Below are 22,873 nucleotides of genomic sequence, written 5' to 3' on the forward strand. Positions count from 1 at the left end.
GGGTTAGAAGGATGAAACCATTTCGTTTAGCGGCGCTGTCACTGGCGCTCCTTACCGCATTTTCATTAACCGGGTGTGATGACAGCGGTACGCCGCAGGCCACGGCCCCGGCGCCAGCTGCGGATAGCAACCCAGGCGCGACGGCAAAACCGGACCGCGTCCAGCTGGCGGCGCTGGCGGAAAAAAGCCAGGGCAAAGCGCTGACGCTGCTCGACGCCTCGGAGGTGCAACTGGATGGCGCCGCGACCCTGGTGCTGACGTTTTCCGTGCCGCTGCAGCCGGACCAGGATTTCTCCCGCAGCGTGCATCTGGTCGACAAGAAAAGCGGTAAGGTCGACGGTGCCTGGGAACTGGCGCCGAATCTGAAAGAGCTGCGTCTGCGTCACCTTGAGCCAAAGCGAGAGCTGATTGTCTCGGTCGACCCGACGCTGACCGCCCTGAACAAGGCCACGCTCGACAAACCGTTCGAGAAGACCCTGACCACCCGCGATATCGCACCGAGCGTTGGTTTCGCCAGCCGCGGCTCGCTGCTGCCGGGCAACGTGGTCGCCGGGCTGCCGGTGATGGCGCTGAACGTTGATAATGTCGACGTTAACTTCTTCCGTATTAAGCCGGAATCACTCTCCGCGTTTGTCAGCCAGTGGGAATACCGCAACTCGTTAAGCAACTGGGAGTCTGATGAGCTGCTGAAGATGGCGGATCTGGTCTATACCGGCCGCTTCGATCTCAACCCGGCACGCAATACCCGCGAAAAGCTGCTGCTGCCGCTGAACGATATCAAGCCGCTCCAGCAGCCGGGCGTCTACGTGGCGGTGATGAACCCGGCGGGCCATTATAGCTACAGCAACGCGGCGACGCTGTTTACCCTCAGCGATATCGGCGTCTCGGCGCATCGCTACCACAACCGGCTGGACGTCTTTACCCAGAGCCTGGAAAACGGCGCCGCCCAGTCTGGTATCGACGTCCAGCTGCTCAACGCCAAAGGGCAGACCCTGGCGGAGGCGAAAAGCGACAGCCAGGGCCACGTTACTCTGCAAACCGATAAAGAAGCCGCGCTGCTGCTGGCGCGTAAAGAGGGGCAGACGACGCTGCTCGATCTCAAGTTGCCGGCGCTGGATCTGGCGGAATTCTCTATCGCAGGGGCGCCCGGCTTTAGCAAACAGTTCTTTATGTTTGGCCCGCGCGATCTCTATCGGCCGGGCGAAACGGTGATCCTCAATGCGCTGTTGCGCGATAGCGACGGCAAGCCGCTGGCGGAGCAGCCGGTGAAGCTGGAGGTGGTTCAGCCGGACGGCCAGGTGATCCGTTCGGTGATGAGCAAACCGGTGAATGGTCTGTACCAGTTCACTTATCCGCTTGACAGCGGCGCGGCTACCGGCATGTGGCACATTCGCGCCAGCACCGGCGATAACCAGCCGCGCGAGTGGGACTTCCACGTCGAAGACTTTATGCCGGAACGCATGGCCCTGAACCTGACGCCGCAGGCCGAGCCAGTCGCGCCGGATGCCGACGTCACCTTTGGCGTCAGCGGCGCTTATCTCTACGGCGCGCCGGCCAGCGGCAACCAGCTGCATGGCAAGCTGTTCCTGCGCCCGCTGCGCGACGCCGTCGCCGCGCTGCCGGGCTTCCAGTTCGGCGATATTGCGGAAGAAAACCTCTCCCGTAGTCTGGATGAAGTCCAGCTGACGCTGGACGAAAAAGGCCATGGCGAAGTGACCACCTCAAGCCAGTGGCAGGATAGCCATTCGCCGCTGCAGGTGGTGTTGCAGGCGAGCCTGCTGGAATCCGGGGGGCGTCCGGTGACCCGTACCGTACAGCAGCCGATCTGGCCCGCCGGGGCGCTGCCGGGGATCCGCCCGCAATTTACGCTGAAGGACGTTTACGATTACCGCACCGATACCACCGTGAAGCAGCCGGTGGTCGATGAGAACAGTAACGCTGCGTTTGATATCGTCTATGCCGACGCCAAAGGCGAGAAAAAAGCGGTCTCGGGCCTGCAGGTACGGCTGATCCGCGAGCGCCGCGACTACTACTGGAACTGGTCCGACAGCGAAGGCTGGCAGTCGCAGTTCGATCAAAAAGATCTGCAGGAGGGCGAGGAGTCGCTGGATCTGCAGGCCGGACAAACCGGCAAAGTGAGCTTCCCGGTAGAGTGGGGCTCATATCGCCTGGAGGTGAAAGGGCCGGACGACGTGGTCAGCAGCGTGCGCTTCTGGGCCGGCTATAGCTGGCAGGATAACAGCGAAGGTACCGGCGCGGCGCGTCCTGATCGGGTCACCATGAAGCTGGATAAACCGAGTTATAAACCGGGCGACACCATCAAGCTGCACATCGCCGCCCCGGCGGCGGGTAAAGGCTACGCGATGGTGGAATCCAGCGAAGGGCCGCTGTGGTGGCAGGAAATTGACGTCCCGGCGGAGGGGATGGATTTGTCTATTCCGGTGGATAAAGCCTGGAACCGCCACGATCTCTACCTCAGCACGCTGGTGGTTCGCCCCGGCGATAAATCCCGCTCGGCGACGCCGAAACGCGCGGTCGGCCTGCTGCATCTGCCGCTGGGCGATGAAAACCGCCGCCTGACGCTGGCGCTGGAGGCTCCGGACAAAATGCGCCCCAACCAGCCGCTGACGGTGAAAGTGAAAGCCAGCGTCAAAGAGGGCGAGGCGCCGAAACAGGTCAACGTCCTGCTCTCGGCGGTGGATAGCGGGGTACTGAATATCACCGATTACGCTACCCCGGATCCGTGGAACGCCTTCTTTGGCCAGAAGCGTTACGGCGCAGATATCTATGACATCTACGGCCAGGTGATCGAAGGGCAGGGACGTGTGGCCAGCCTGCGCTTCGGCGGCGATGGCGACGAGTTAAAACGCGGCGGCAAACCGCCGGTCAACCACGTGACGATCGTCGCCCAGCAGGCGCAGCCGGTGGTATTGAACGATCAGGGCGAAGGCACGGTGACGTTACCCATTGGCGATTTTAACGGCGAGCTGCGGGTGATGGCCCAGGCGTGGACGGCGGATGACTTCGGCAGCAGCGAAGATAAAGTGGTGGTGGCCGCCCCGGTCATCGCCGAACTGAACACCCCGCGCTTCCTCGCCAGCGGCGATACCACACGGCTGGCGCTGGATCTCAGCAATCTAACCGATAAACCGCAAACCCTGCAGGTACATCTTACCGCCAGCGGGCTGGTGACCTTGACCGATGGCCAACTGCCACCGGTGCAACTGGCGCCGGGGGCGCGCAGCACGCTGTTTATACCGGTGAGCGCGCTGGCGGGATTCGGCGATGGTCAGGTCAATGCTACTATCAGCGGCCTGAGTCTGCCGGGAGAAACCTTCGCCCCGCTGCAGAAACAGTGGAGAATCGGCGTCCGTCCGGCATTCCCGGCCCAGACTGTCAACAGCGGCGCGGTGCTACAGCCCGGCGAAAGCTGGCAGGCGCCGGCGGCGCAGAGCCAGGGGTTCGCCCCGCAAACGCTGCAGGGCCAACTGCTGCTCAGCGGGAAACCGCCGTTGAACCTCGCGCGCTATATCCGCGAGCTGAAAGCCTATCCTTACGGCTGCCTTGAGCAGACCGCCAGCGGCCTGTTCCCGTCGCTGTACACCAGCGCGGCGCAGCTAAAAGCGCTGGGCATCAGCGGCGATAGCGATGAAAAACGCCGCGCGGCAATCGATGTTGGTATCTCACGCCTGCTGCAGATGCAACTGGAAAATGGCAGCTTTGCGTTGTGGGATAAAGAGGGGCCGGAAGAGTACTGGCTGACCGCCTACGCCATGGACTTCCTCGTCCGCGCGGGCGAGCAGGGCTATAGCGTACCGGTCAACGCCATTAATAAAGGTAACGAACGCCTGCTGCGCTATCTGCAGGAGCCGGGGCTGATGACCGTGCGCTACAGCGATGACGCCCAGGCCAGCCGCTTTGCCGCCCAGGCATACGCCGCGCTGGTGCTGGCGCGTCAGCAAAAAGCCCCGCTCGGCGCCTTGCGTGAAATCTGGAGCCGTCACGACCAGGCGCGATCCGGCTTGCCGCTGCTGCAGCTCGGCATTGCGCTGAAAACCATGGGCGATGCGCCGCGCAGCGATGAGGCCATGAAGCTGGCGGTTGCCACCCCGCGCCAGGATGAGAATCGTTGGCTGGGCGATTACGGTAGCCCGCTTCGCGATGACGCCCTGAAGCTGGCGCTGCTGGAAGAGAACAAGCTGCTGCCGGAGGTGCAAAACACGCTGTTGAGCACGCTGTCGGAAGAGACCTACGGCCAGCGCTGGCTGTCGACCCAGGAAACCAACGCCCTGTTCCTTGCCGGACGTACGCTTGCCGACCTGCCGGGCAACTGGCAGGCGCAAACCTCGCTGCAGGCTGAGCCGCTGGCCGGCGACAAAGCGCAAACCCGTAACCTCGACGGCGATCGGCTGGCGACGCTGCAGGTGAGTAATACCGGCAGTCAGCCGCTGTGGCTGCGTCTCGACAGCAGCGGCTATCCGCAAAGCGCGCCACAGCCGGGCGGCAACGTGTTGGGGATTGAACGCGCTATTTTCGATACCCACGGCCAGCAGAAATCGCTGACCTCGTTGCGCAGCGGCGAACTGGTGCTGGTGAAGCTGGAGGTGACCGCCAAACGCAATGTGCCTGACGCGCTGGTGGTCGATCTGCTGCCGGCCGGTCTGGAGCTGGAAAACCAGAATCTGGCCAACAGCAGCGCCAGCCTGCAGGAGAATGGCGACGCGGTGCAAAATCTCCTTAACCAGATGCAGCAGGCGGATATTCAGCATATCGAGTTCCGTGACGACCGTTTCGTCGCCGCTGTCGCTGTCAATGAAGGCCAGCCGGTGACGCTGGTCTATCTGGCGCGGGCGGTGACGCCGGGCACTTATCAGGTCCCGCAGCCCCAGGTGGAATCGATGTATGTGCCGCAGTGGCGGGCGACCGGGGCGGCCAGCGGTCCGCTCACCGTGACGCCGTAAATGCGCGTATTGCCTCGGGTTAAACGCCGCTGGCGCTGGCTGGCGGCGTTTATTTTTCTGCTGTGGCTGGCGGTGCTGGTCGCCGATCGCTTGTGGCCGCTGCCGCTGCAGGACGTCACGCCTGCCCGCGTGGTGGTGGCGGAAGACGGCACGCCGCTCTGGCGCTTTGCCGATGCGCAGGGCGTCTGGCGTTATCCGGTGACTCTCGCCGACGTGTCGCCGCGCTATCTGCAGGCGCTCATTCAGTATGAAGACCGCTGGTTCTGGAAACATCCAGGGGTCAATCCCTTCGCGGTGCTGCGCGCCGCCTGGCAGGATTTAACCTCCGGGCGGGTCATTTCCGGCGGCAGCACGCTCACCATGCAGGTCGCGCGTCTGCTCGACCCTCATCCGCGCACCTTCGGCGGCAAGCTACGCCAGCTATGGCGGGCGCTGCAGCTGGAGTGGCATCTGTCAAAAAACGACATTCTTACCCTCTATCTGAACCGCGCGCCGTTTGGCGGCACCTTGCAGGGGATCGGCGCGGCCAGCTGGGCTTATCTTGGCAAACCGCCCGCTCAGCTCAGCTACGGCGAGGCGGCGCTGCTGGCGGTGCTGCCCCAGGCGCCCAGTCGTTTGCGCCCGGACCGCTGGCCGCAGCGGGCCCAGGCGGCGCGCGATAAAGTCCTCACGCGCATGGTCAGCCAGGGCGTCTGGCCGCAACGGCCGGTACAGGAAGCGATGGAGGAACCTGTATGGCTATTCCCGCGGCAGATGCCGCAGCTGGCGCCGCTTTTTTCGCGCCGGGCGCTGGCGACCAGTCGCGACGAAAAGGTGACGACAACGCTCGATGCCGGGCTCCAGCGGCAGCTTGAGGATCTGGCGCTGAACTGGAAATCGCGCCTGCCGCCGCGCAGTTCACTGGCGATTGTTGTCGTCGATCACACGGATATGAAAGTCCGCGGCTGGGTGGGATCGGCGGATATCACCGACGACAGCCGCTTCGGCCACATTGATATGGTCTCGGCGGTGCGCTCGCCGGGTTCGGTGCTGAAACCCTTTGTCTACGCGATGGCGATGGATGACGGGCTGATCCATCCGGCGTCGTTATTACAGGATGTTCCACGACGCTTTAGCGATTATCGTCCCGGCAATTTTGACAGCGGATTTCATGGCCCGGTGAGCGCCAGCGAGGCGCTGGTGCGCTCCCTGAATCTGCCGGCGGTGCAGGTGCTTGAAGCCTACGGGCCCAAACGTTTCGCGGCGAATTTACGCAACGCCGGGCTGCCCCTGACGCTGCCCGCTGGCGCAGAGCCGAACCTGTCGCTGATCCTCGGTGGGGCCGGGGCACGGCTGGAAGATATCGTCGCGGCGTACAGCGCCTTTGCCCGTCACGGCAAGGCGGCGCGGCTGCGCCTGAAGCCCGACGCCCCGCTGGTGGAAAGATCGCTGATGTCACCCGGTGCGGCGTGGATTGTCCGGCGCATTTTGGCCGGCGAAGCGCAACCGGTTCCCGATGCCTCACTGCCGCAAGTGGTGCCGCTGGCGTGGAAAACCGGTACCAGCTATGGCTATCGCGATGCGTGGGCGGTCGGCCTCAATGCGCGATATCTGATAGGTATCTGGACCGGACGGCCAGACGGTACGCCGGTGGTGGGCCAGTTTGGCTTCGCCAGCGCCGTGCCTCTGTTAAACCAGGTCAATAATCTGTTGCTGGCGCGCCAGGCGATGAGCCGCGGCGGGCTGCCGGTCGACCCGCGCCCGCAAACGGTGAGCCGCGGGACTATTTGCTGGCCAGGCGGGCAGGATCTACCGGCCGGTGACAGCAACTGCCGCCGGCGCTTAGCCAGCTGGCTGCTGGATGCCAGCCAGCCACCGACGCTGCTGCTGCCCGGGCAGGAGGGCGTGCGCGGGATCCGCTTCCCGGTGTGGCGCAACGCAGCAGGGGAAAGGGTGGCCGCGGATTGTCCGGGTGCGACTGAAGTCGTTATTGATGTCTGGCCGCTGCCGCTGGAACCGTGGCTGCCGGCCAGGGAGCGCCGTCGCGCGCGTCTGGGGCCGGTATCGAAAGTGTGCCCACCGTTGCAAACTCAGAATGCCGCGCCGCTGGTGTTGTCAGGTATTCGCGAAGGGGCGTTAATAAAACGTCTGCCGGGCGAGGCGCGGGTGATGTTACCCGTGCAAACCAGCGGTGGAGAAGGGCGGCGCTGGTGGTTTATCAACGGCCAGCCGTTAGATGCCACCGGTGCGACAACCACGCTAACGCTGGATAAGCCTGGCGAGTGGCAGCTGGTGGTCATGGATGAGGCTGGGCAAACGGCGGCCGCCAGTTTCACCCTGCAATAACCAGGGTAAATTTGTTGTTGGCGGTTTGTGTTTCCAATACTCATCTTATTTTAACAAAATGTTACCTTCATCCGTAGGCATCGCCGACGTTGCTCATTATAATGCGCGCCAGGCCATACGATCGTATGCGCAACAACAGAACATTTAATTAGAGGTAATCATGGCTATTGAACGTACTTTTTCCATCATCAAACCAAACGCGGTGGCAAAAAACGTTATTGGCAGCATCTTTTCTCGCTTTGAAGCTGCAGGGTTCAAAATCGTCGGCACCAAAATGCTGCATCTGACCGTTGAGCAGGCTCGCGGTTTCTATGCTGAGCACGAAGGTCGTCCGTTCTTCGATGGTCTGGTTGAATTCATGACCTCCGGCCCGATCGTGGTTTCCGTCTTGGAAGGCGAAAATGCGGTTCAGCGTCACCGTGACCTGCTGGGCGCCACCAACCCGGCGAACGCTCTGGCCGGTACCCTGCGCGCTGACTACGCTGATAGCTTCACTGAGAACGGCACCCATGGTTCCGATTCTGTAGAATCCGCTGCTCGCGAAATCGCGTTCTTCTTTGCTGAAGGCGAGGTTTGCCCGCGCACTCGCTAATCTCCTGCGTCTTTCACGCCACAGCATTGTTGGCTTCCTTCGCGCACCCCGGTCACATAGTTATCTATGCTCCCGGGGATTTGCGAACTCGCCGCCTCGCTGTGACCTGAAATACTTTGGAGATACAAACCTCGTCTTTTCGACCGTCGCGGCGTTGGCTGCGCGCGTTCACCCCGGTCACATAGTTATCTATGCTCCCGGGGATTAATGAGAGGCTCCTGCCTCTCACTGGAGGCCAGCCTACGGCTGGTCAAATTCGTTCCCGACGAATTTGCCACTTGCTTGCCGCCTTGCGACAATCGAAAAGCCTTAAAGGATTGAGCAGTCAGTTACAGATTTTTTATCATTGCTTTGTGCAAACGTGGCAATGATGCGCCAGAATTTGTAGAATATAGCGCCCCTGGACGAGCAGTCGCTCTCCGGGGCGTTTCTTTTTCAACCCACCTGGGGCCATAACGTGTAATAACGAGGCCGGAAAACATTATGTCTGAACAAATTGTCACGCCTGATACCGCCGCTCTGACGGTGCCGAACAAAGATGCCAAAATCAACCTGCTGGATTTAAACCGTCAGCAGATGCGCGAGTTTTTTAAAAACATGGGCGAGAAGCCTTTCCGCGCCGATCAGGTGATGAAATGGATGTATCACTACTGCTGCGACGACTTTGATGAAATGACCGACATCAACAAAGTCCTGCGCGGCAAACTGAAAGAAGTCGCTGAGATCCGTGCCCCGGAAGTGGTGGAAGAGCAACGCTCAACCGACGGCACCATCAAATGGGCGATCGCCGTTGGCGATCAGCGCGTTGAGACCGTCTATATCCCGGAAGAAGACCGCGCCACCCTGTGCGTCTCTTCACAGGTAGGCTGTGCGCTGGAATGTAAATTCTGCTCCACCGCTCAGCAGGGCTTTAACCGCAACCTGCGGGTGTCCGAAATTATTGGCCAGGTCTGGCGCGCGGCGAAAATCGTCGGCGCGGTGAAGACCACCGGCGTGCGTCCGATCACCAACGTGGTAATGATGGGCATGGGCGAGCCGCTGCTGAACCTCAACAACGTCGTCCCGGCGATGGAAATCATGCTGGATGACTTCGGTTTTGGTCTCTCCAAACGTCGCGTCACCCTGTCGACGTCTGGCGTGGTGCCGGCGCTGGATAAGCTCGGCGATATGATCGACGTTGCGCTGGCGATTTCCCTGCACGCGCCGAACGACACCATTCGTGACGAAATCGTCCCGATCAACAAAAAATACAACATCGAGACCTTCCTCAACTCGGTGCGTGGTTATATTTCGAAGTCCAACGCCAACCAGGGCCGGGTGACCATCGAGTACGTCATGCTGGATCACGTCAACGACGGTACCGAGCACGCCCACGAGCTGGCGGCGCTGCTGAAGGACACCCCGTGCAAGATCAACCTGATCCCATGGAACCCCTTCCCGGGGGCGCCTTACGGCCGTAGCTCCAACAGCCGCATCGACCGTTTCTCCAAGGTCCTGATGGAATATGGATTTACGACCATCGTGCGTAAAACCCGCGGTGACGATATTGATGCCGCCTGCGGCCAGCTGGCGGGCGATGTTATTGACCGTACCAAGCGCACGCTGCGTAAGCGGATGCAGGGTGAAGCGATTGACGTAAAAGCGGTCTGACAAATGATGACCCGTGCAGCACAGGCGGCGCGGGTCATATTTATGACCAATAACCAGGCGAAATACGCTGATTCAGTTAATAATTACGGTGCGTTTTTGTCGACTTTGAGGCAGTATGTAGCGGCACAACAACCGCTTAGCATTCAATTTTGATTCGTCTCTGTGATCGCGCGCCTGACAGTCCTATACTGTGAGGCTGACGTAACACAGATGTCTCGCGGCGCCGGCGTTTTCCCGCGCTGAACTTTAAATTTCACGTACCAGTAGTTGTAGCGAATGAATACTGAAGCCACTCAAGATCATCAAGAAGCAAACACCACGGGCGCGCGTTTGCGTCACGCCCGCGAACAACTCGGACTTAGCCAGCAAGCGGTGGCCGAACGCTTATGCCTGAAGGTGTCCACGGTTCGTGATATTGAAGACGATAAGGCACCTGCCGACCTCGCCTCCACCTTCCTGCGCGGTTACATCCGCTCCTACGCTCGCCTCGTACATATCCCTGAAGAAGAACTGCTGCCGATGATGGCCAAGCAAGCGCCTATCCGTGCGGCAAAGGTCGCGCCAATGCAGAGCTTCTCTTTAGGCAAGCGTCGCAAAAAGCGCGATGGCTGGCTGATGAGCTTTACCTGGCTGGTGCTGTTTGTGGTTATCGGCCTGAGCGGTGCCTGGTGGTGGCAAGACCATAAGGCGCAGCAGGAAGAGATCTCGACCATGGCCGATCAGTCTTCCGCTGAGCTGAACGGCGGTGACGCCAACAGCCAGAACGTGCCGCTGGATACCAGCGCGCCGGTAGACTCAGGCACCGATAGCGCCGCGAACAGCGCGCCAACCGATACCGCCAGCGCACCGACCACCAGCGCCCCGGCTCAGACGCCAGCGGACAATAACGCGGTCGTGGCACCTTCTCAGGCTAATGTCGATACCGCCGGAACGGCCCCGACGACCCCGGCAACGCCGGCCTCGCCGTTACCGACCGATCAGGCGAACGTCACGACCCCAGCGGCGTCGGCACAGGATCTGGTGATGAACTTTTCCGCCGACTGCTGGCTGGAAGTAAGCGATGCCACCGGTAAAAAACTGTTCAGCGGCCTGCAGCGTAAAGGTGGCAACCTGAACCTGAGCGGTCAGGCGCCGTATAAACTGAAAATTGGCGCCCCGGCAGCGGTACAGATCCAGTTCCTCGGCAAGCCAGTCGATTTGAGTCGTTTTATCAGAACTAACCAGGTTGCGCGTCTGACCCTCAATGCCGAACAATCACCGGCGCAGTAACAGACGGGTAACGCGGGAGATTTTTCATGCATAACCAGGCTCCGATTCAACGTAGAAAATCTAAACGTATTTACGTTGGTAATGTGCCAATTGGCGATGGGGCCCCCATCGCCGTCCAGTCAATGACCAATACGCGTACCACCGATGTGGCCGCGACGGTAAGCCAAATCAAAGCGTTAGAGCGCGTCGGCGCGGACATCGTCCGCGTCTCTGTTCCGACGATGGATGCCGCTGAAGCGTTCAAACTGATCAAACAGCAGGTCAACGTCCCGCTGGTCGCCGATATCCATTTTGACTACCGTATCGCGCTGAAAGTCGCCGAATACGGTGTTGACTGCCTGCGTATCAACCCGGGCAACATCGGCAACGAAGAGCGCATTCGCACGGTTGTGGACTGCGCACGCGATAAAAACATTCCTATCCGCATCGGCGTCAACGCCGGCTCGCTGGAAAAAGATCTGCAGGAAAAATATGGCGAGCCGACGCCGCAGGCGCTGCTCGAATCTGCTATGCGCCACGTCGATCATCTCGATCGCCTCAACTTCGATCAGTTTAAAGTCAGCGTTAAAGCCTCCGACGTCTTCCTGGCGGTAGAGTCTTATCGCCTGCTGGCGAAACAGATCGATCAGCCGCTGCATCTCGGGATCACCGAAGCGGGTGGGGCACGCAGCGGCGCGGTGAAGTCCGCGATCGGCCTGGGCCTGCTGTTATCCGAGGGGATCGGCGATACGCTGCGCGTCTCGCTGGCGGCGGATCCGGTGGAAGAGATCAAGGTCGGCTTCGATATCCTCAAGTCCCTGCGCATTCGTGCTCGCGGCATTAACTTCATTGCCTGCCCAACCTGCTCGCGTCAGGAGTTTGACGTTATCGGTACGGTCAACGCCCTGGAGCAGCGTCTGGAAGATATCATCACCCCGATGGATGTTTCGATCATCGGCTGCGTGGTGAATGGTCCGGGCGAAGCGCTGGTCTCCACCCTCGGCGTGACCGGCGGCAACAAGAAAAGCGGCCTGTATGAAGACGGCGTGCGTAAAGATCGACTGGACAACGACGACATGATCGACCAGCTGGAAGCGCGTATTCGTGCCAAAGCCTCGATGCTCGATGAAGCCCGTCGTATTGACGTTCAACAGCTTGAAGCAAAATAACGTGTTGGGAAGCGATACGCTTCCCGTGTATGATTGAACCTGCGGGCGCAAGGCGCCGGGGTTCATTTTTGTATATATAAAGAGAATAAACGTGGCAAAGAACATTCAAGCCATCCGTGGCATGAACGATTATCTGCCGGGCGAAACCGCTCTCTGGCAGCGCATTGAAGGCTCACTGAAGCAGGTGCTCGGTAGCTACGGTTACAGCGAAATCCGTTTGCCGATTGTAGAGCAGACCCCGTTATTCAAACGCGCGATCGGCGAAGTGACCGACGTGGTTGAAAAAGAGATGTACACCTTTGAGGACCGCAACGGCGACAGCCTGACGCTGCGTCCGGAAGGGACGGCGGGCTGCGTACGTGCCGGCATCGAACATGGTCTGCTGTACAATCAAGAACAGCGTCTGTGGTACGTCGGGCCAATGTTCCGCCACGAGCGTCCGCAGAAAGGTCGCTACCGCCAGTTCCACCAGATCGGCGCCGAAGTGTTTGGCCTGCAGGGCCCGGACATCGATGCCGAGCTGATTATGCTGACCGCGCGCTGGTGGCGTGAGCTGGGCATCTCCGATCACGTCAGCCTTGAGCTGAACTCCATCGGTTCGCTGGAAGCGCGTGCCAACTACCGCGACGCGCTGGTCGCTTACCTGGAGCAGTTTACCGATAAACTGGATGAAGACAGCAAACGCCGGATGTACACCAACCCGCTGCGGGTGCTGGACTCCAAGAACCCGGACGTGCAGGCGCTGCTGAACGACGCGCCGGCGCTCGGCGACTACCTCGACGAAGAGTCGAAAACCCACTTTGCCGGCCTGTGCGCGCTGCTCGACGATGCCGGGATCCGCTACACCGTCAACCAGCGTCTGGTACGCGGCCTCGACTACTATAACCGTACCGTGTTCGAGTGGGTAACCACCAGCCTCGGTTCCCAGGGCACCGTCTGCGCCGGCGGCCGCTACGACGGTCTGGTTGAGCAGCTTGGCGGTCGTGCCACCCCGGGCGTGGGCTTTGCTATGGGGCTGGAACGTCTTGTTTTACTGGTCCAGGCAGTGAATCCGGAATTTAAAGCCGATCCTGTTGTCGATATATACCTGGTAGCCTCCGGGACCGATACTCAGTCTGCTGCAATGCGTCTGGCTGAGCAGGTTCGCGATGCGCTGCCCGGCGTCAAGCTGATGACCAACCACGGCGGCGGCAACTTTAAGAAGCAGTTTGCCCGCGCCGATAAGTGGGGCGCCCGTATCGCCCTGGTGGTCGGTGAGTCAGAGATCGCTGACGGAAACGTGGTAGTGAAGGATTTACGCTCAGGTGAGCAAACTACCGTAACGCAGGAGAGCGTTGCCGCGCATTTGCGCACACTTCTGGGTTAATCTCCCGGGAATTATTAGTCAGGAGAAGGACTGCGTGGAAACTTTTAACAACGAGAACGATCAGGTCGATGCGCTGAAGCGCTTCTTTGCCGAAAACGGCAAAGCGCTGGCGGTCGGGGTGATTTTAGGGATTGGCGCGCTGGTTGGCTGGCGCTACTGGACCTCCCATCAGCAGGATACGGCCAGAGACGCGTCTCTGGCTTACGAACAGGCGACTTCCGCGCTGAAATCGAATACGCCAGAAGTACTGTCAGGGGCGGAGAAATTCGCGGCTGACAATAAAAATACCTACGGCGCCTTCGCCTCTCTCGAGCTGGCACAGCATTTTGTTGAACAGAACGATCTGCCTAACGCTGAAAAGCAGCTGCAGCAGGGGCTGGCGGCCGCGTCTGATGATAACCTGAAATCGGTTATCAGCATGCGTCTTGCCCGCGTTCAGCTGCAGATGAAACAGGCTGATGCGGCGCTGAAAACCCTCGACAGCATCAAAGGTGAGGGCTGGACCGCCATTGTGGCCGATTTGCGCGGCGAAATTCTGTTGAGCAAAGGCGATAAGCAAGGGGCCCGTGCGGCGTGGGAAGCTGGCGTGAAAAGCGATGCTTCTCCTGCGCTCAGCGAAATGATGCGTATGAAAATGAATAATTTGTCCATCTGAGAGGGACTCGATGCAATTGCGTAAATTACTTTTGCCAGGGCTGCTTTCCGTTACCTTGCTGAGCGGGTGTTCGCTGTTTAATAGCGAAGAAGATGTGGTGAAAATGTCACCGCTGCCGACGGTAGAAAACCAGTTTACGCCGTCCACGTCCTGGAGCACCTCGGTTGGCGATGGTATCGGCGAATTTTACTCTAACCTTCATCCGGCCTTCGCCGACGGCGTAGTGTATGCTGCTGACCGTAAAGGCACCGTCAAAGCGCTGAACGCGGACGACGGCAAAGAGGTGTGGTCTGTGAACCTGGCGGAGAAAGATGGCTGGTTCTCGCGCGTGCCAGCGCTGCTTTCCGGCGGTGTGACCGTCTCTGGCGGCCATGTTTATATTGGCAGTGAGAAAGCGCAGCTGTATGCGCTGAATACCAGCGATGGTACCGTTGCCTGGCAAACCCGCGTTGCTGGCGAGGCGCTGTCGCGACCAGTGGTGAGCGATGGCATGGTGCTGGTGCATACCAGTAACGGCCAGCTGCAGGCGTTGAATGAGACCGATGGTGCCGTGAAGTGGACCGTTAACCTCGATATGCCGGCACTCTCCCTGCGCGGCGAGTCTGCGCCTGCGACCGCTTATGGCGCGGCGATCGTCGGCGGCGACAACGGCCGCGTCAGTGCAGTATTGATGCAGCAGGGGCAGATGATTTGGCAGCAGCGTATTTCTACGGCCACCGGCCCGACGGAAATTGACCGCCTGAACGACGTCGACACGACGCCGATCATCGTTAACGGTGTGGTTTATGCGCTGGCTTATAACGGTAACCTGACCGCGCTGGACCTGCGTAGCGGCCAGATTATGTGGAAACGCGAGCTGGGTTCGGTGAATGATTTCATCGTCGATGGTAACCGTATCTACCTGGTTGACCAGAACGATCGCCTGCTGGCACTGACCACCGATGGTGGTGTGACCCTGTGGACGCAAAGCGATCTGCTGCACCGTTTGCTGACCGCGCCGGTGTTGTATAATGGCAATCTGGTCGTCGGTGATAGCGAAGGCTACATGCACTGGGTGAATCCGGAAGATGGCCATTTTGTGGCACAGCAGAAAGTCGATAGTTCCGGCTTCCTGACCGATCCGGTGGTTGCAGATGGTCGACTGCTGATCCAGGCGAAAGACGGTACGCTGTACGCGATTACGCGTTAATTACCGCTGTCGTGAATGATTAAGAAACGGCCCCTGGCAGACAGGGGCCGTTTTGACTTTTTTAAAAACGTCGTTAAGACGATGTTGCTTAGTGATTGTATGAGGCATTTAACATGATACCTGTGGTCGCGCTTGTCGGGCGCCCTAACGTTGGAAAATCCACGCTCTTTAACCGCCTGACGCGCACTCGTGATGCGCTGGTTGCGGATTTCCCGGGGCTGACTCGTGACCGTAAGTACGGTCGGGCCGAAGTCGAAGGCCGCGAATTCATCTGTATCGATACCGGTGGTATTGATGGTACGGAAGAGGGCGTGGAAACCCGGATGGCGGAGCAGTCGCTGTTGGCTATCGAAGAGGCCGATGTGGTGCTGTTTATGGTCGATGCGCGCGCAGGCCTGATGCCGGCGGACATCGCCATCGCTAAACATCTGCGCTCTCGTGAAAAGCCCACCTTCCTGGTGGCCAATAAAACCGACGGCATCGATGTCGACCAGGCGATGGCGGACTTCTGGTCCTTAGGCCTGGGTGATATCTATCCTATCGCTGCTTCGCACGGCCGCGGCGTGACCAGCCTGCTGGAGCAGGCCCTGCTGCCATGGGTGGATGAGATCAGCCCGCAGGAAGAGGTGGATGAAGACGCCGAATACTGGGCAAAATTCGAAGCCGAGCAGAATGGTGAAGCGGAAGAAGAGCCGGAGGACGACTTCAATCCGCAGGATCTGCCGATCAAGCTGGCGATTGTTGGACGCCCTAACGTCGGTAAATCAACCCTCACCAACCGCATCCTCGGTGAAGATCGCGTGGTGGTTTACGATATGCCGGGCACCACCCGCGACAGTATTTACATCCCGATGCAGCGTGACGAGCGTGAATATGTGCTCATCGATACCGCCGGGGTACGTAAGCGCGGGAAAATCACCGACGTCGTGGAAAAGTTCTCGGTGATCAAAACGCTGCAGGCGATTGAAGACGCCAACGTCGTGCTGCTGGTGATCGATGCTCGCGAAGGGATCTCCGATCAGGACCTCTCGCTGCTGGGCTTTATCCTCAACAGCGGTCGTTCGCTGGTGATCGTTGTCAACAAGTGGGATGGCCTGAGTCAGGAAGTGAAGGAGCAGGTGAAGGAGACCCTCGACTATCGTCTGGGCTTTATCGACTTTGCCCGGGTGCACTTCATCTCCGCCCTGCACGGTAGCGGCGTCGGCAACCTGTTTGAATCGGTACGCGAAGCCTATGACAGCGCCACCCGCCGCGTAAGCACCGCGATGCTGACCCGGATCATGAACATGGCGGCGGAAGATCATCAGCCACCGCTGGTGCGTGGCCGTCGCGTGAAGCTGAAATATGCCCACGCCGGGGGCTACAACCCGCCTATCGTGGTGATCCACGGTAACCAGGTGAAGGATCTGCCGGATTCCTACAAGCGCTACCTGATGAACTACTTCCGTAAATCCCTGGACGTGATGGGTACGCCAATCCGGATCCAGTTCAAGGAAGGGGAAAACCCGTTCGCCAACAAGCGCAACACCCTGACGCCGAACCAGATGCGTAAACGTAAGCGCTTGATCAAGCACATCAAGAAAAGCAAATAATCATCAAACCCGCTTCGGCGGGTTTTTTGTGGCCGCCATGCCGGTAAATGTCAAAACCTTCCGCCATAATCCCGCGATACTTCGCGGGGAACAGAGCGGCTCAAAGGTGGACTTACTATGCAGATTGGTTTTATCGGCCTCGGCGCGGTGGTGGAAACCGCCTATTTACCGGCGCTGCGTCGCCTGGGATACCGTATTGACAGCTGCCATGGCTATGACCTGGACTGCAGCAGAGCGCTGCCGGGGATCCAGCGCTGTAATTCGCTGTCGGCACTGCTGGCCGAACCTCTGGATACGCTCTTCATTACCACCTCATCACTTCAGCATCTGCCCGTGCTGGAGAGGGCGTTAGCCAGCGGCATTTCCCGCATCGTGGTGGAAAAGCCGATCGTGGCCAACCTTGAGCAGGCCGCCCGGCTGCGGGCGCTGCTGGCGCCGCATGAGCAGGCCGCGCGGGTGCTGGCTCTTGACCACTGGATGGCGCGAGGCGTTGCGCTGAACGCTCCTGGCCCACGGTGGCGGGCGGAAGGGGAGGCCAGCCGCCTGCCGCCGCCGCACCTGTCAGCGCAGGATATCGTCTGGCTCGAAGGCTATTTACAGGAGCCAAGCGGCTTTAACGCTGCCGGAGAGCCGGTCGCGCTCAATTTTGCCACCGGGGAGCTGGATACCCGGCAGCTGCGTCACCCTGATGGGGTGATCCTCGATATCGGCACCCATGTCCTGGCGATGCTCCGCGAAACCCTGCACGCCAGCGGAAGCGATACGGCGCTGAGCCTTTCCCTTCGGGTGGCGAAAGACCGCCTCGGCCATGACATTGCCCCTGGGGATACGGTCACCGCAGAGGGGGAGGCGCATCTGCAGGGAACCCTGGGCACTATCCCGCTTAATATCTGGCTAAACAAATACGCGGGCCCCGCGGGCGGGCAAAAGGGAATGCGGATAGGGCTGCGGGACGGGCGAATCCTCATCCTCGACCGCTCCCCTGAGGGCGAAGTGGTGACGCTGCACGACGGCGAGCGGATCCAGCGCTGGACCCGCCCCGGGACGATCTATTCGCACTGCCTCGATGAGCAGATCCTCGGCGCGGATAATCTGTTTATCCGGGCGCCCGACAGCGTGGCCGGGTTGACGCGACGTCGGCTTGAGGAAGTGGAATGGCTGCTCCGGCTACAGCAGCAATTACGCGGCCCTCATTAAACCCGGAACATGATAAAATAGGTGCAGATAAACGTTGAAAGGAATGGTTATGGAACTTGATTGCCCTCTGTGCCACGCGCCGTTAGATGTCAAAGGCAGCAGCGCGCATTGCGCCCAGTGCGAAAGGGTATTTGCCCTCGAGGCCCGCTGCCCGGAATGCCACCAGCCGCTGGAGGTGCTCAAGGCGTGCGGCGCGGTGGATTACTTTTGCCAGCATGGGCATGGCCTGATCTCGAAAAAACGGGTGGAATTTATTCCGCTGGTTTAGTGGGCGAAGGCTTTCTGGCTCGCGTTTTTTTTACCGGCGCGATCTGCTTCACTTCGCTTTCGACCCAGCCGTCTTTCAGGCGGGTGGTGAGCAGATCGCCGGTTTTGACCTGTTTTGTCTGTTTCAGCACCGTACCGTCGCTCACCGAGGTGACGCTGTAGCCGCGCGCCAGAGTGGCTAAGGGACTCACCGCCTCCAGATGGGTCACCGCGTTGCCAAACCGTTCACGCCGCTCGCTGAGGCGGCCACGCATATTTTCCGCCAGCCGGTATTCCAGCTGCTGGATCCGCGATTGCGCCCGGTGGATCCGTGGCTGCGGGTTGTAGTGATCCAGACGTTGAACGGTGCGCTTTTGCCGCTGTTCGGCGCGCTTAAGCTGCGATTCCACGGCGATACGCATCCGCTGGCGCAGGCGTTCCAGGGCGGTCTGCTGGCGGGCCAGGCGCAGCTGCGGATGCTGTTGCTGCAGGCGATGGAACAGCTGGGTAAAACGGCGCTGGCGACTGGCGAGGAAATAGTCCATCGCCATCTCCAGACGCTGCTGTCCGGACTGCAGCTGGCGCAGCAGTTCCTGCTGATTGCGGCTGACGATCTCCGCGGCGGCTGAGGGAGTCGGTGCTCGCAGGTCGGCAACAAAATCGGCGATCGTGACGTCGGTTTCATGGCCGACGGCGCTAACGATAGGGATCTGGCTGGCGAAAATAGCCCGTGCCACCCGTTCATCGTTAAAACTCCACAGATCCTCCAGCGAACCGCCGCCGCGTCCGACAATCAGTACGTCACACTCCTGGCGCGCGTTGGCCAGCGCGATGGCGCGCACAATCTGCCCGGGGGCGTCGTCACCCTGGACCGCGGTTGGGTAGATGATCACCGGCAGCCCGGGATCGCGGCGCCTGAGAACATGGAGAATATCGTGCAGCGCCGCACCGGTTTTCGAGGTGATGACGCCGACGCAGTGGGCGGGTGAGGGGAGCGCCTGCTTATGTTTTTGCTCGAACAGTCCTTCCGCCGTTAACTGCGCTTTGAGCTGCTCATACTTCTGCTGTAATAACCCTTCGCCGGCGGGCTGCATGCTTTCGACGATAATCTGGTAGTCGCCGCGCGGCTCATACAGGGTGATGTTGGCGCGAACCAGCACCTGCTGCCCGTGCTGTGGGCGAAACGTCACCCGGCGGTTGCTGTTGCGGAACATCGCGCAGCGCACCTGGGCGTTATCGTCTTTTAAGGTGAAGTACCAGTGGCCAGAGGAGGGCTGGCTGAAGTTAGAGATCTCGCCGCTGATCCAAACCTGGCCCATTTCGCGCTCAAGCAGCAGACGCACCGTCTGATTGAGGCGGCTTACGGTAAAAATTGCGGGGGATTGAGAGGGTAACATGTGAGCAAGATCAAACTTTAAATCAGCAGGTTATTCAGTCGATAGTAACGCGCTCAGAGGGGATGGCAAGTATTATTTGCAAAAAAGGGTAGATGCAATCGGTTACGCTCTGTATAATGCCACGGCAATATTTATCCACCCTGGTCGAGATATTGCCCATGCTACGTATCGCTAAAGAAGCCCTGACGTTTGACGACGTCCTCCTCGTTCCCGCTCATTCTACCGTTCTGCCGAATACTGCCGATCTCAGCACTCAGCTGACGAAAACCATTCGTCTGAATATTCCTATGCTCTCCGCAGCCATGGATACCGTAACGGAAGCGCGTCTGGCTATTGCCCTGGCACAGGAAGGCGGCATCGGCTTTATTCACAAAAACATGTCCATCGAGCGCCAGGCGGAAGAAGTTCGTCGCGTGAAGAAACATGAGTCCGGCGTGGTCACCGACCCGCAGACCGTTCTGCCAACCACCACCCTGCGTGAAGTGAAAGAGCTGACCGAGCGTAACGGCTTCGCCGGCTACCCGGTGGTTACCGAAGAGAACGAGCTGGTCGGTATCATCACTGGCCGCGACGTGCGTTTCGTCACCGATTTGAACCAGCCGGTCAGCGTCTATATGACCCCGAAAGAGCGCCTGGTTACCGTACGTGAAGGCGAAAGCCGCGAGGTGGTCTTCGCTAAGATGCATGAAAAACGCGTTGAGAAGGCGCTGGTCGTGGATGAGAGCTTCCACCTGCGCGGCATGATCACCGTTAAAGATTTCCAGAAAGCAGAACGTAAACCGAATGCCTGTAAAGATGAGCAGGGACGTCTGCGCGTAGGCGCGGCGGTCGGCGCCGGTGCCGGCAACGAAGAGCGCGTAGACGCGCTGGTAGCCGCGGGCGTTGACGTTCTGCTGATCGACTCCTCGCACGGTCATTCTGAAGGCGTCCTGCAGCGCATTCGTGAAACCCGCGCGAAATACCCGGACCTGCAGATCATCGGCGGCAACGTGGCCACCGGTGCAGGCGCGCGCGCGCTGGCGGAAGCCGGTTGCAGCGCGGTGAAAGTGGGTATCGGCCCGGGCTCCATCTGTACGACCCGTATCGTCACCGGTGTGGGCGTGCCGCAGATCACCGCCGTTTCCGACGCGGTGGAAGCACTGGAAGGGACCGGTATTCCGGTTATCGCTGACGGCGGTATCCGTTTCTCCGGCGATATCGCCAAAGCCATCGCTGCCGGCGCGGCCGCGGTGATGGTCGGCTCTATGCTGGCGGGTACCGAAGAATCCCCGGGTGAAATCGAACTCTACCAGGGCCGTTCTTACAAATCTTACCGCGGCATGGGCTCTCTTGGCGCGATGTCTAAAGGCTCCTCTGACCGCTACTTCCAGAGCGATAACGCCGCTGACAAACTGGTGCCGGAAGGTATCGAAGGCCGCGTGGCCTATAAAGGTCGCCTGAAAGAAATCATTCACCAGCAGATGGGCGGTCTGCGTTCCTGTATGGGTCTGACCGGCTGTGGTACCATTGACCTGCTGCGTACCAAAGCTGAATTCGTACGCATCAGCGGTGCGGGCATTCAGGAAAGCCACGTTCACGACGTGACCATCACCAAAGAGTCCCCGAACTACCGTCTGGGCTCCTGATTTCTTCGCCCGACCTAGCGTCGGGCGATTTATTTACTCTGTTTCACTTGCCTCGGAATTAGCGTCAATGACGGAAAACATTCATAAACATCGCATTCTCATCCTCGACTTCGGCTCTCAGTATACTCAGCTGGTGGCGCGTCGCGTGCGTGAGCTGGGCGTCTACTGTGAGCTGTGGGCGTGGGATGTCACAGAAGCACAGATCCGCGAATTCAATCCAAGCGGCATCATTCTTTCCGGCGGCCCGGAAAGTACTACCGAAGAGAACAGCCCGCGCGCGCCGCAGTATGTGTTTGAAGCCGGCGTGCCGGTATTTGGCGTCTGCTACGGCATGCAGACCATGGCGATGCAGCTGGGCGGCCATGTGGAAGGTTCTAACGAGCGTGAGTTTGGCTACGCGCAGGTTGAAGTGGTTAACGACAGCGCGCTGGTGCGCGGTATCGAAGACTCCCTGACCGCGGACGGCAAACCGTTGCTGGACGTGTGGATGAGCCACGGCGACAAAGTTACCGCCATCCCGTCTGACTTCGTCACCGTCGCCAGCACCGACAACTGCCCGTTTGCCATTATGGCCAACGAAGAAAAACGCTTCTACGGCGTGCAGTTCCACCCGGAAGTGACCCACACCCGTCAGGGGATGCGTATGCTGGAGCGCTTCGTGCGCGACATCTGCCAGTGCGAAGCCCTGTGGACCCCGGCGAAAATCATCGACGACGCCGTCGAGCGTATCCGCCAGCAGGTTGGCGATGACAAAGTGATCCTCGGCCTCTCCGGCGGCGTGGACTCCTCCGTGACCGCGATGCTGCTGCACCGCGCCATCGGCAAAAACCTGACCTGCGTATTCGTGGATAACGGCCTCCTGCGTCTGAATGAAGCGCAGCAGGTGATGGACATGTTTGGCGACCACTTTGGCCTGAACATTGTTCACGTCGAAGGCGAGCAGCGCTTCCTCGACGCGCTGAAAGGCGAGAACGATCCGGAAGCGAAACGTAAAATCATCGGCCGCGTCTTCGTGGAAGTGTTCGACGAAGAAGCGCTGAAGCTGGACGACGTCAAATGGCTGGCGCAGGGTACCATCTACCCTGACGTTATCGAATCTGCCGCTTCCGCTACCGGTAAAGCGCACGTCATTAAATCTCACCACAACGTGGGCGGCCTGCCGAAAGAGATGAAGATGGGGCTGGTTGAGCCGCTGCGTGAGCTGTTCAAAGACGAAGTGCGTAAGATCGGTCTGGAACTGGGCCTGCCGTACGATATGCTCTACCGTCACCCGTTCCCGGGCCCGGGCCTCGGCGTGCGCGTGCTGGGCGAAGTGAAGAAAGAGTACTGCGACCTGCTGCGTCGTGCGGACGCTATCTTCATCGAAGAGCTGCACAAAGCTGACCTGTACAACAAAGTGAGTCAGGCGTTTACCGTATTCCTGCCGGTTCGTTCCGTCGGCGTGATGGGCGATGGGCGTAAATACGACTGGGTCGTTTCCCTGCGTGCAGTGGAAACTATCGACTTTATGACCGCGCACTGGGCGCACCTGCCGTATGATTTCCTCGGCCGCGTCTCTAACCGTATCATCAATGAAGTGAACGGTATCTCCCGCGTGGTGTATGACATCAGCGGTAAGCCGCCAGCAACGATTGAGTGGGAATGATCCCCGTCGTTAGCTG

At 59.8% G+C, this 22,873-nt stretch carries 15 protein-coding genes; 14 read left to right on the top strand and 1 reads right to left on the bottom strand.

Translation table 11 applies throughout. From position 1 onward, the window contains the following. The first annotated feature begins 11 nt into the window (after positions 1 to 11). The 12 genes from N438_RS24005 to N438_RS24065 all read left to right on the top strand — a co-directional run bounded on the left by N438_RS24005 (position 12) and on the right by N438_RS24065 (position 18,212). Positions 12 to 4,961 carry an alpha-2-macroglobulin gene (locus N438_RS24005; RefSeq protein ID WP_116696561.1) on the top strand — a complete coding sequence of 1,650 codons (4,950 nt, stop codon included), beginning with the start codon at positions 12 to 14 and terminating at the stop codon, positions 4,959 to 4,961. Further along, complete coding sequence (pbpC, locus tag N438_RS24010) at positions 4,962 to 7,286, top strand: peptidoglycan glycosyltransferase PbpC (RefSeq protein WP_060619794.1); 2,325 nt, start codon at positions 4,962 to 4,964, stop codon at positions 7,284 to 7,286. Positions 7,287 to 7,446: 160 nt separating this feature from the next. Next, positions 7,447 to 7,878 (top strand): nucleoside-diphosphate kinase, encoded by a 432-nt coding sequence (gene ndk / locus N438_RS24015; RefSeq protein WP_004144312.1) that lies wholly within the window; start codon positions 7,447 to 7,449, stop codon positions 7,876 to 7,878. A gap of 483 nt (positions 7,879 to 8,361) precedes the next feature. Continuing rightward, positions 8,362 to 9,528, top strand: a complete 1,167-nt coding sequence (locus N438_RS24025; RefSeq protein WP_008803802.1) for a bifunctional tRNA (adenosine(37)-C2)-methyltransferase TrmG/ribosomal RNA large subunit methyltransferase RlmN — start codon at positions 8,362 to 8,364, stop codon at positions 9,526 to 9,528. 276 nt (positions 9,529 to 9,804) lie between these two features. Then, positions 9,805 to 10,797: a cytoskeleton protein RodZ gene (gene rodZ, locus N438_RS24030; protein WP_032730938.1), complete on the top strand. Its 993-nt coding sequence runs from the start codon at positions 9,805 to 9,807 to the stop codon at positions 10,795 to 10,797. Positions 10,798 to 10,823: 26 nt separating this feature from the next. After that, entirely contained in the window at positions 10,824 to 11,945 is a 1,122-nt protein-coding gene (ispG, locus tag N438_RS24035) for a flavodoxin-dependent (E)-4-hydroxy-3-methylbut-2-enyl-diphosphate synthase (RefSeq protein ID WP_008803805.1), read from the top strand. 91 nt (positions 11,946 to 12,036) lie between these two features. Next, the gene (hisS, locus tag N438_RS24040) at positions 12,037 to 13,311 is read left to right on the top strand and encodes a histidine--tRNA ligase (protein WP_012967446.1); all 1,275 of its coding nucleotides are present in this window, start codon (positions 12,037 to 12,039) and stop codon (positions 13,309 to 13,311) included. Between the two features lie 34 nt (positions 13,312 to 13,345). Then, entirely contained in the window at positions 13,346 to 13,966 is a 621-nt protein-coding gene (locus N438_RS24045) for a YfgM family protein (protein WP_004201892.1), read from the top strand. A 10-nt stretch (positions 13,967 to 13,976) separates the two neighbouring features. Further along, positions 13,977 to 15,155, top strand: a complete 1,179-nt coding sequence (bamB, locus tag N438_RS24050) for an outer membrane protein assembly factor BamB (protein ID WP_008803807.1) — start codon at positions 13,977 to 13,979, stop codon at positions 15,153 to 15,155. Between the two features lie 113 nt (positions 15,156 to 15,268). Beyond that, the gene (gene der / locus N438_RS24055; protein WP_008803808.1) at positions 15,269 to 16,747 is read left to right on the top strand and encodes a ribosome biogenesis GTPase Der; all 1,479 of its coding nucleotides are present in this window, start codon (positions 15,269 to 15,271) and stop codon (positions 16,745 to 16,747) included. 117 nt (positions 16,748 to 16,864) lie between these two features. Then, a complete protein-coding gene (locus tag N438_RS24060) occupies positions 16,865 to 17,944 on the top strand; it encodes a Gfo/Idh/MocA family oxidoreductase (protein ID WP_023323099.1) in 1,080 nt (359 codons plus the stop codon). 49 nt (positions 17,945 to 17,993) lie between these two features. Further along, complete coding sequence (locus tag N438_RS24065; protein WP_004201901.1) at positions 17,994 to 18,212, top strand: zinc ribbon domain-containing protein; 219 nt, start codon at positions 17,994 to 17,996, stop codon at positions 18,210 to 18,212. Here the strand turns inward: N438_RS24065 and xseA are convergent. Beyond that, positions 18,196 to 19,587 carry an exodeoxyribonuclease VII large subunit gene (xseA, locus tag N438_RS24070; RefSeq protein WP_023340611.1) on the bottom strand — a complete coding sequence of 464 codons (1,392 nt, stop codon included), beginning with the start codon at positions 19,585 to 19,587 and terminating at the stop codon, positions 18,196 to 18,198. The genes N438_RS24065 and xseA overlap by 17 nt on opposite strands. Positions 19,588 to 19,745: 158 nt before the next feature. Here xseA and guaB point away from each other — a divergent pair, with 158 nt between their 5' ends. Then, on the top strand, positions 19,746 to 21,212 hold the full coding sequence (gene guaB, locus N438_RS24075; RefSeq protein WP_004151980.1) for an IMP dehydrogenase: 1,467 nt from the start codon (positions 19,746 to 19,748) through the stop codon (positions 21,210 to 21,212). A gap of 67 nt (positions 21,213 to 21,279) precedes the next feature. Further along, complete coding sequence (guaA, locus tag N438_RS24080; protein WP_008803811.1) at positions 21,280 to 22,857, top strand: glutamine-hydrolyzing GMP synthase; 1,578 nt, start codon at positions 21,280 to 21,282, stop codon at positions 22,855 to 22,857. The last annotated feature ends 16 nt before the right edge of the window (positions 22,858 to 22,873 follow it).

It is taken from the genome of Klebsiella sp. GL120222-02 (assembly GCF_003097195.1).
Lineage (GTDB): Bacteria > Pseudomonadota > Gammaproteobacteria > Enterobacterales > Enterobacteriaceae > Klebsiella > Klebsiella variicola.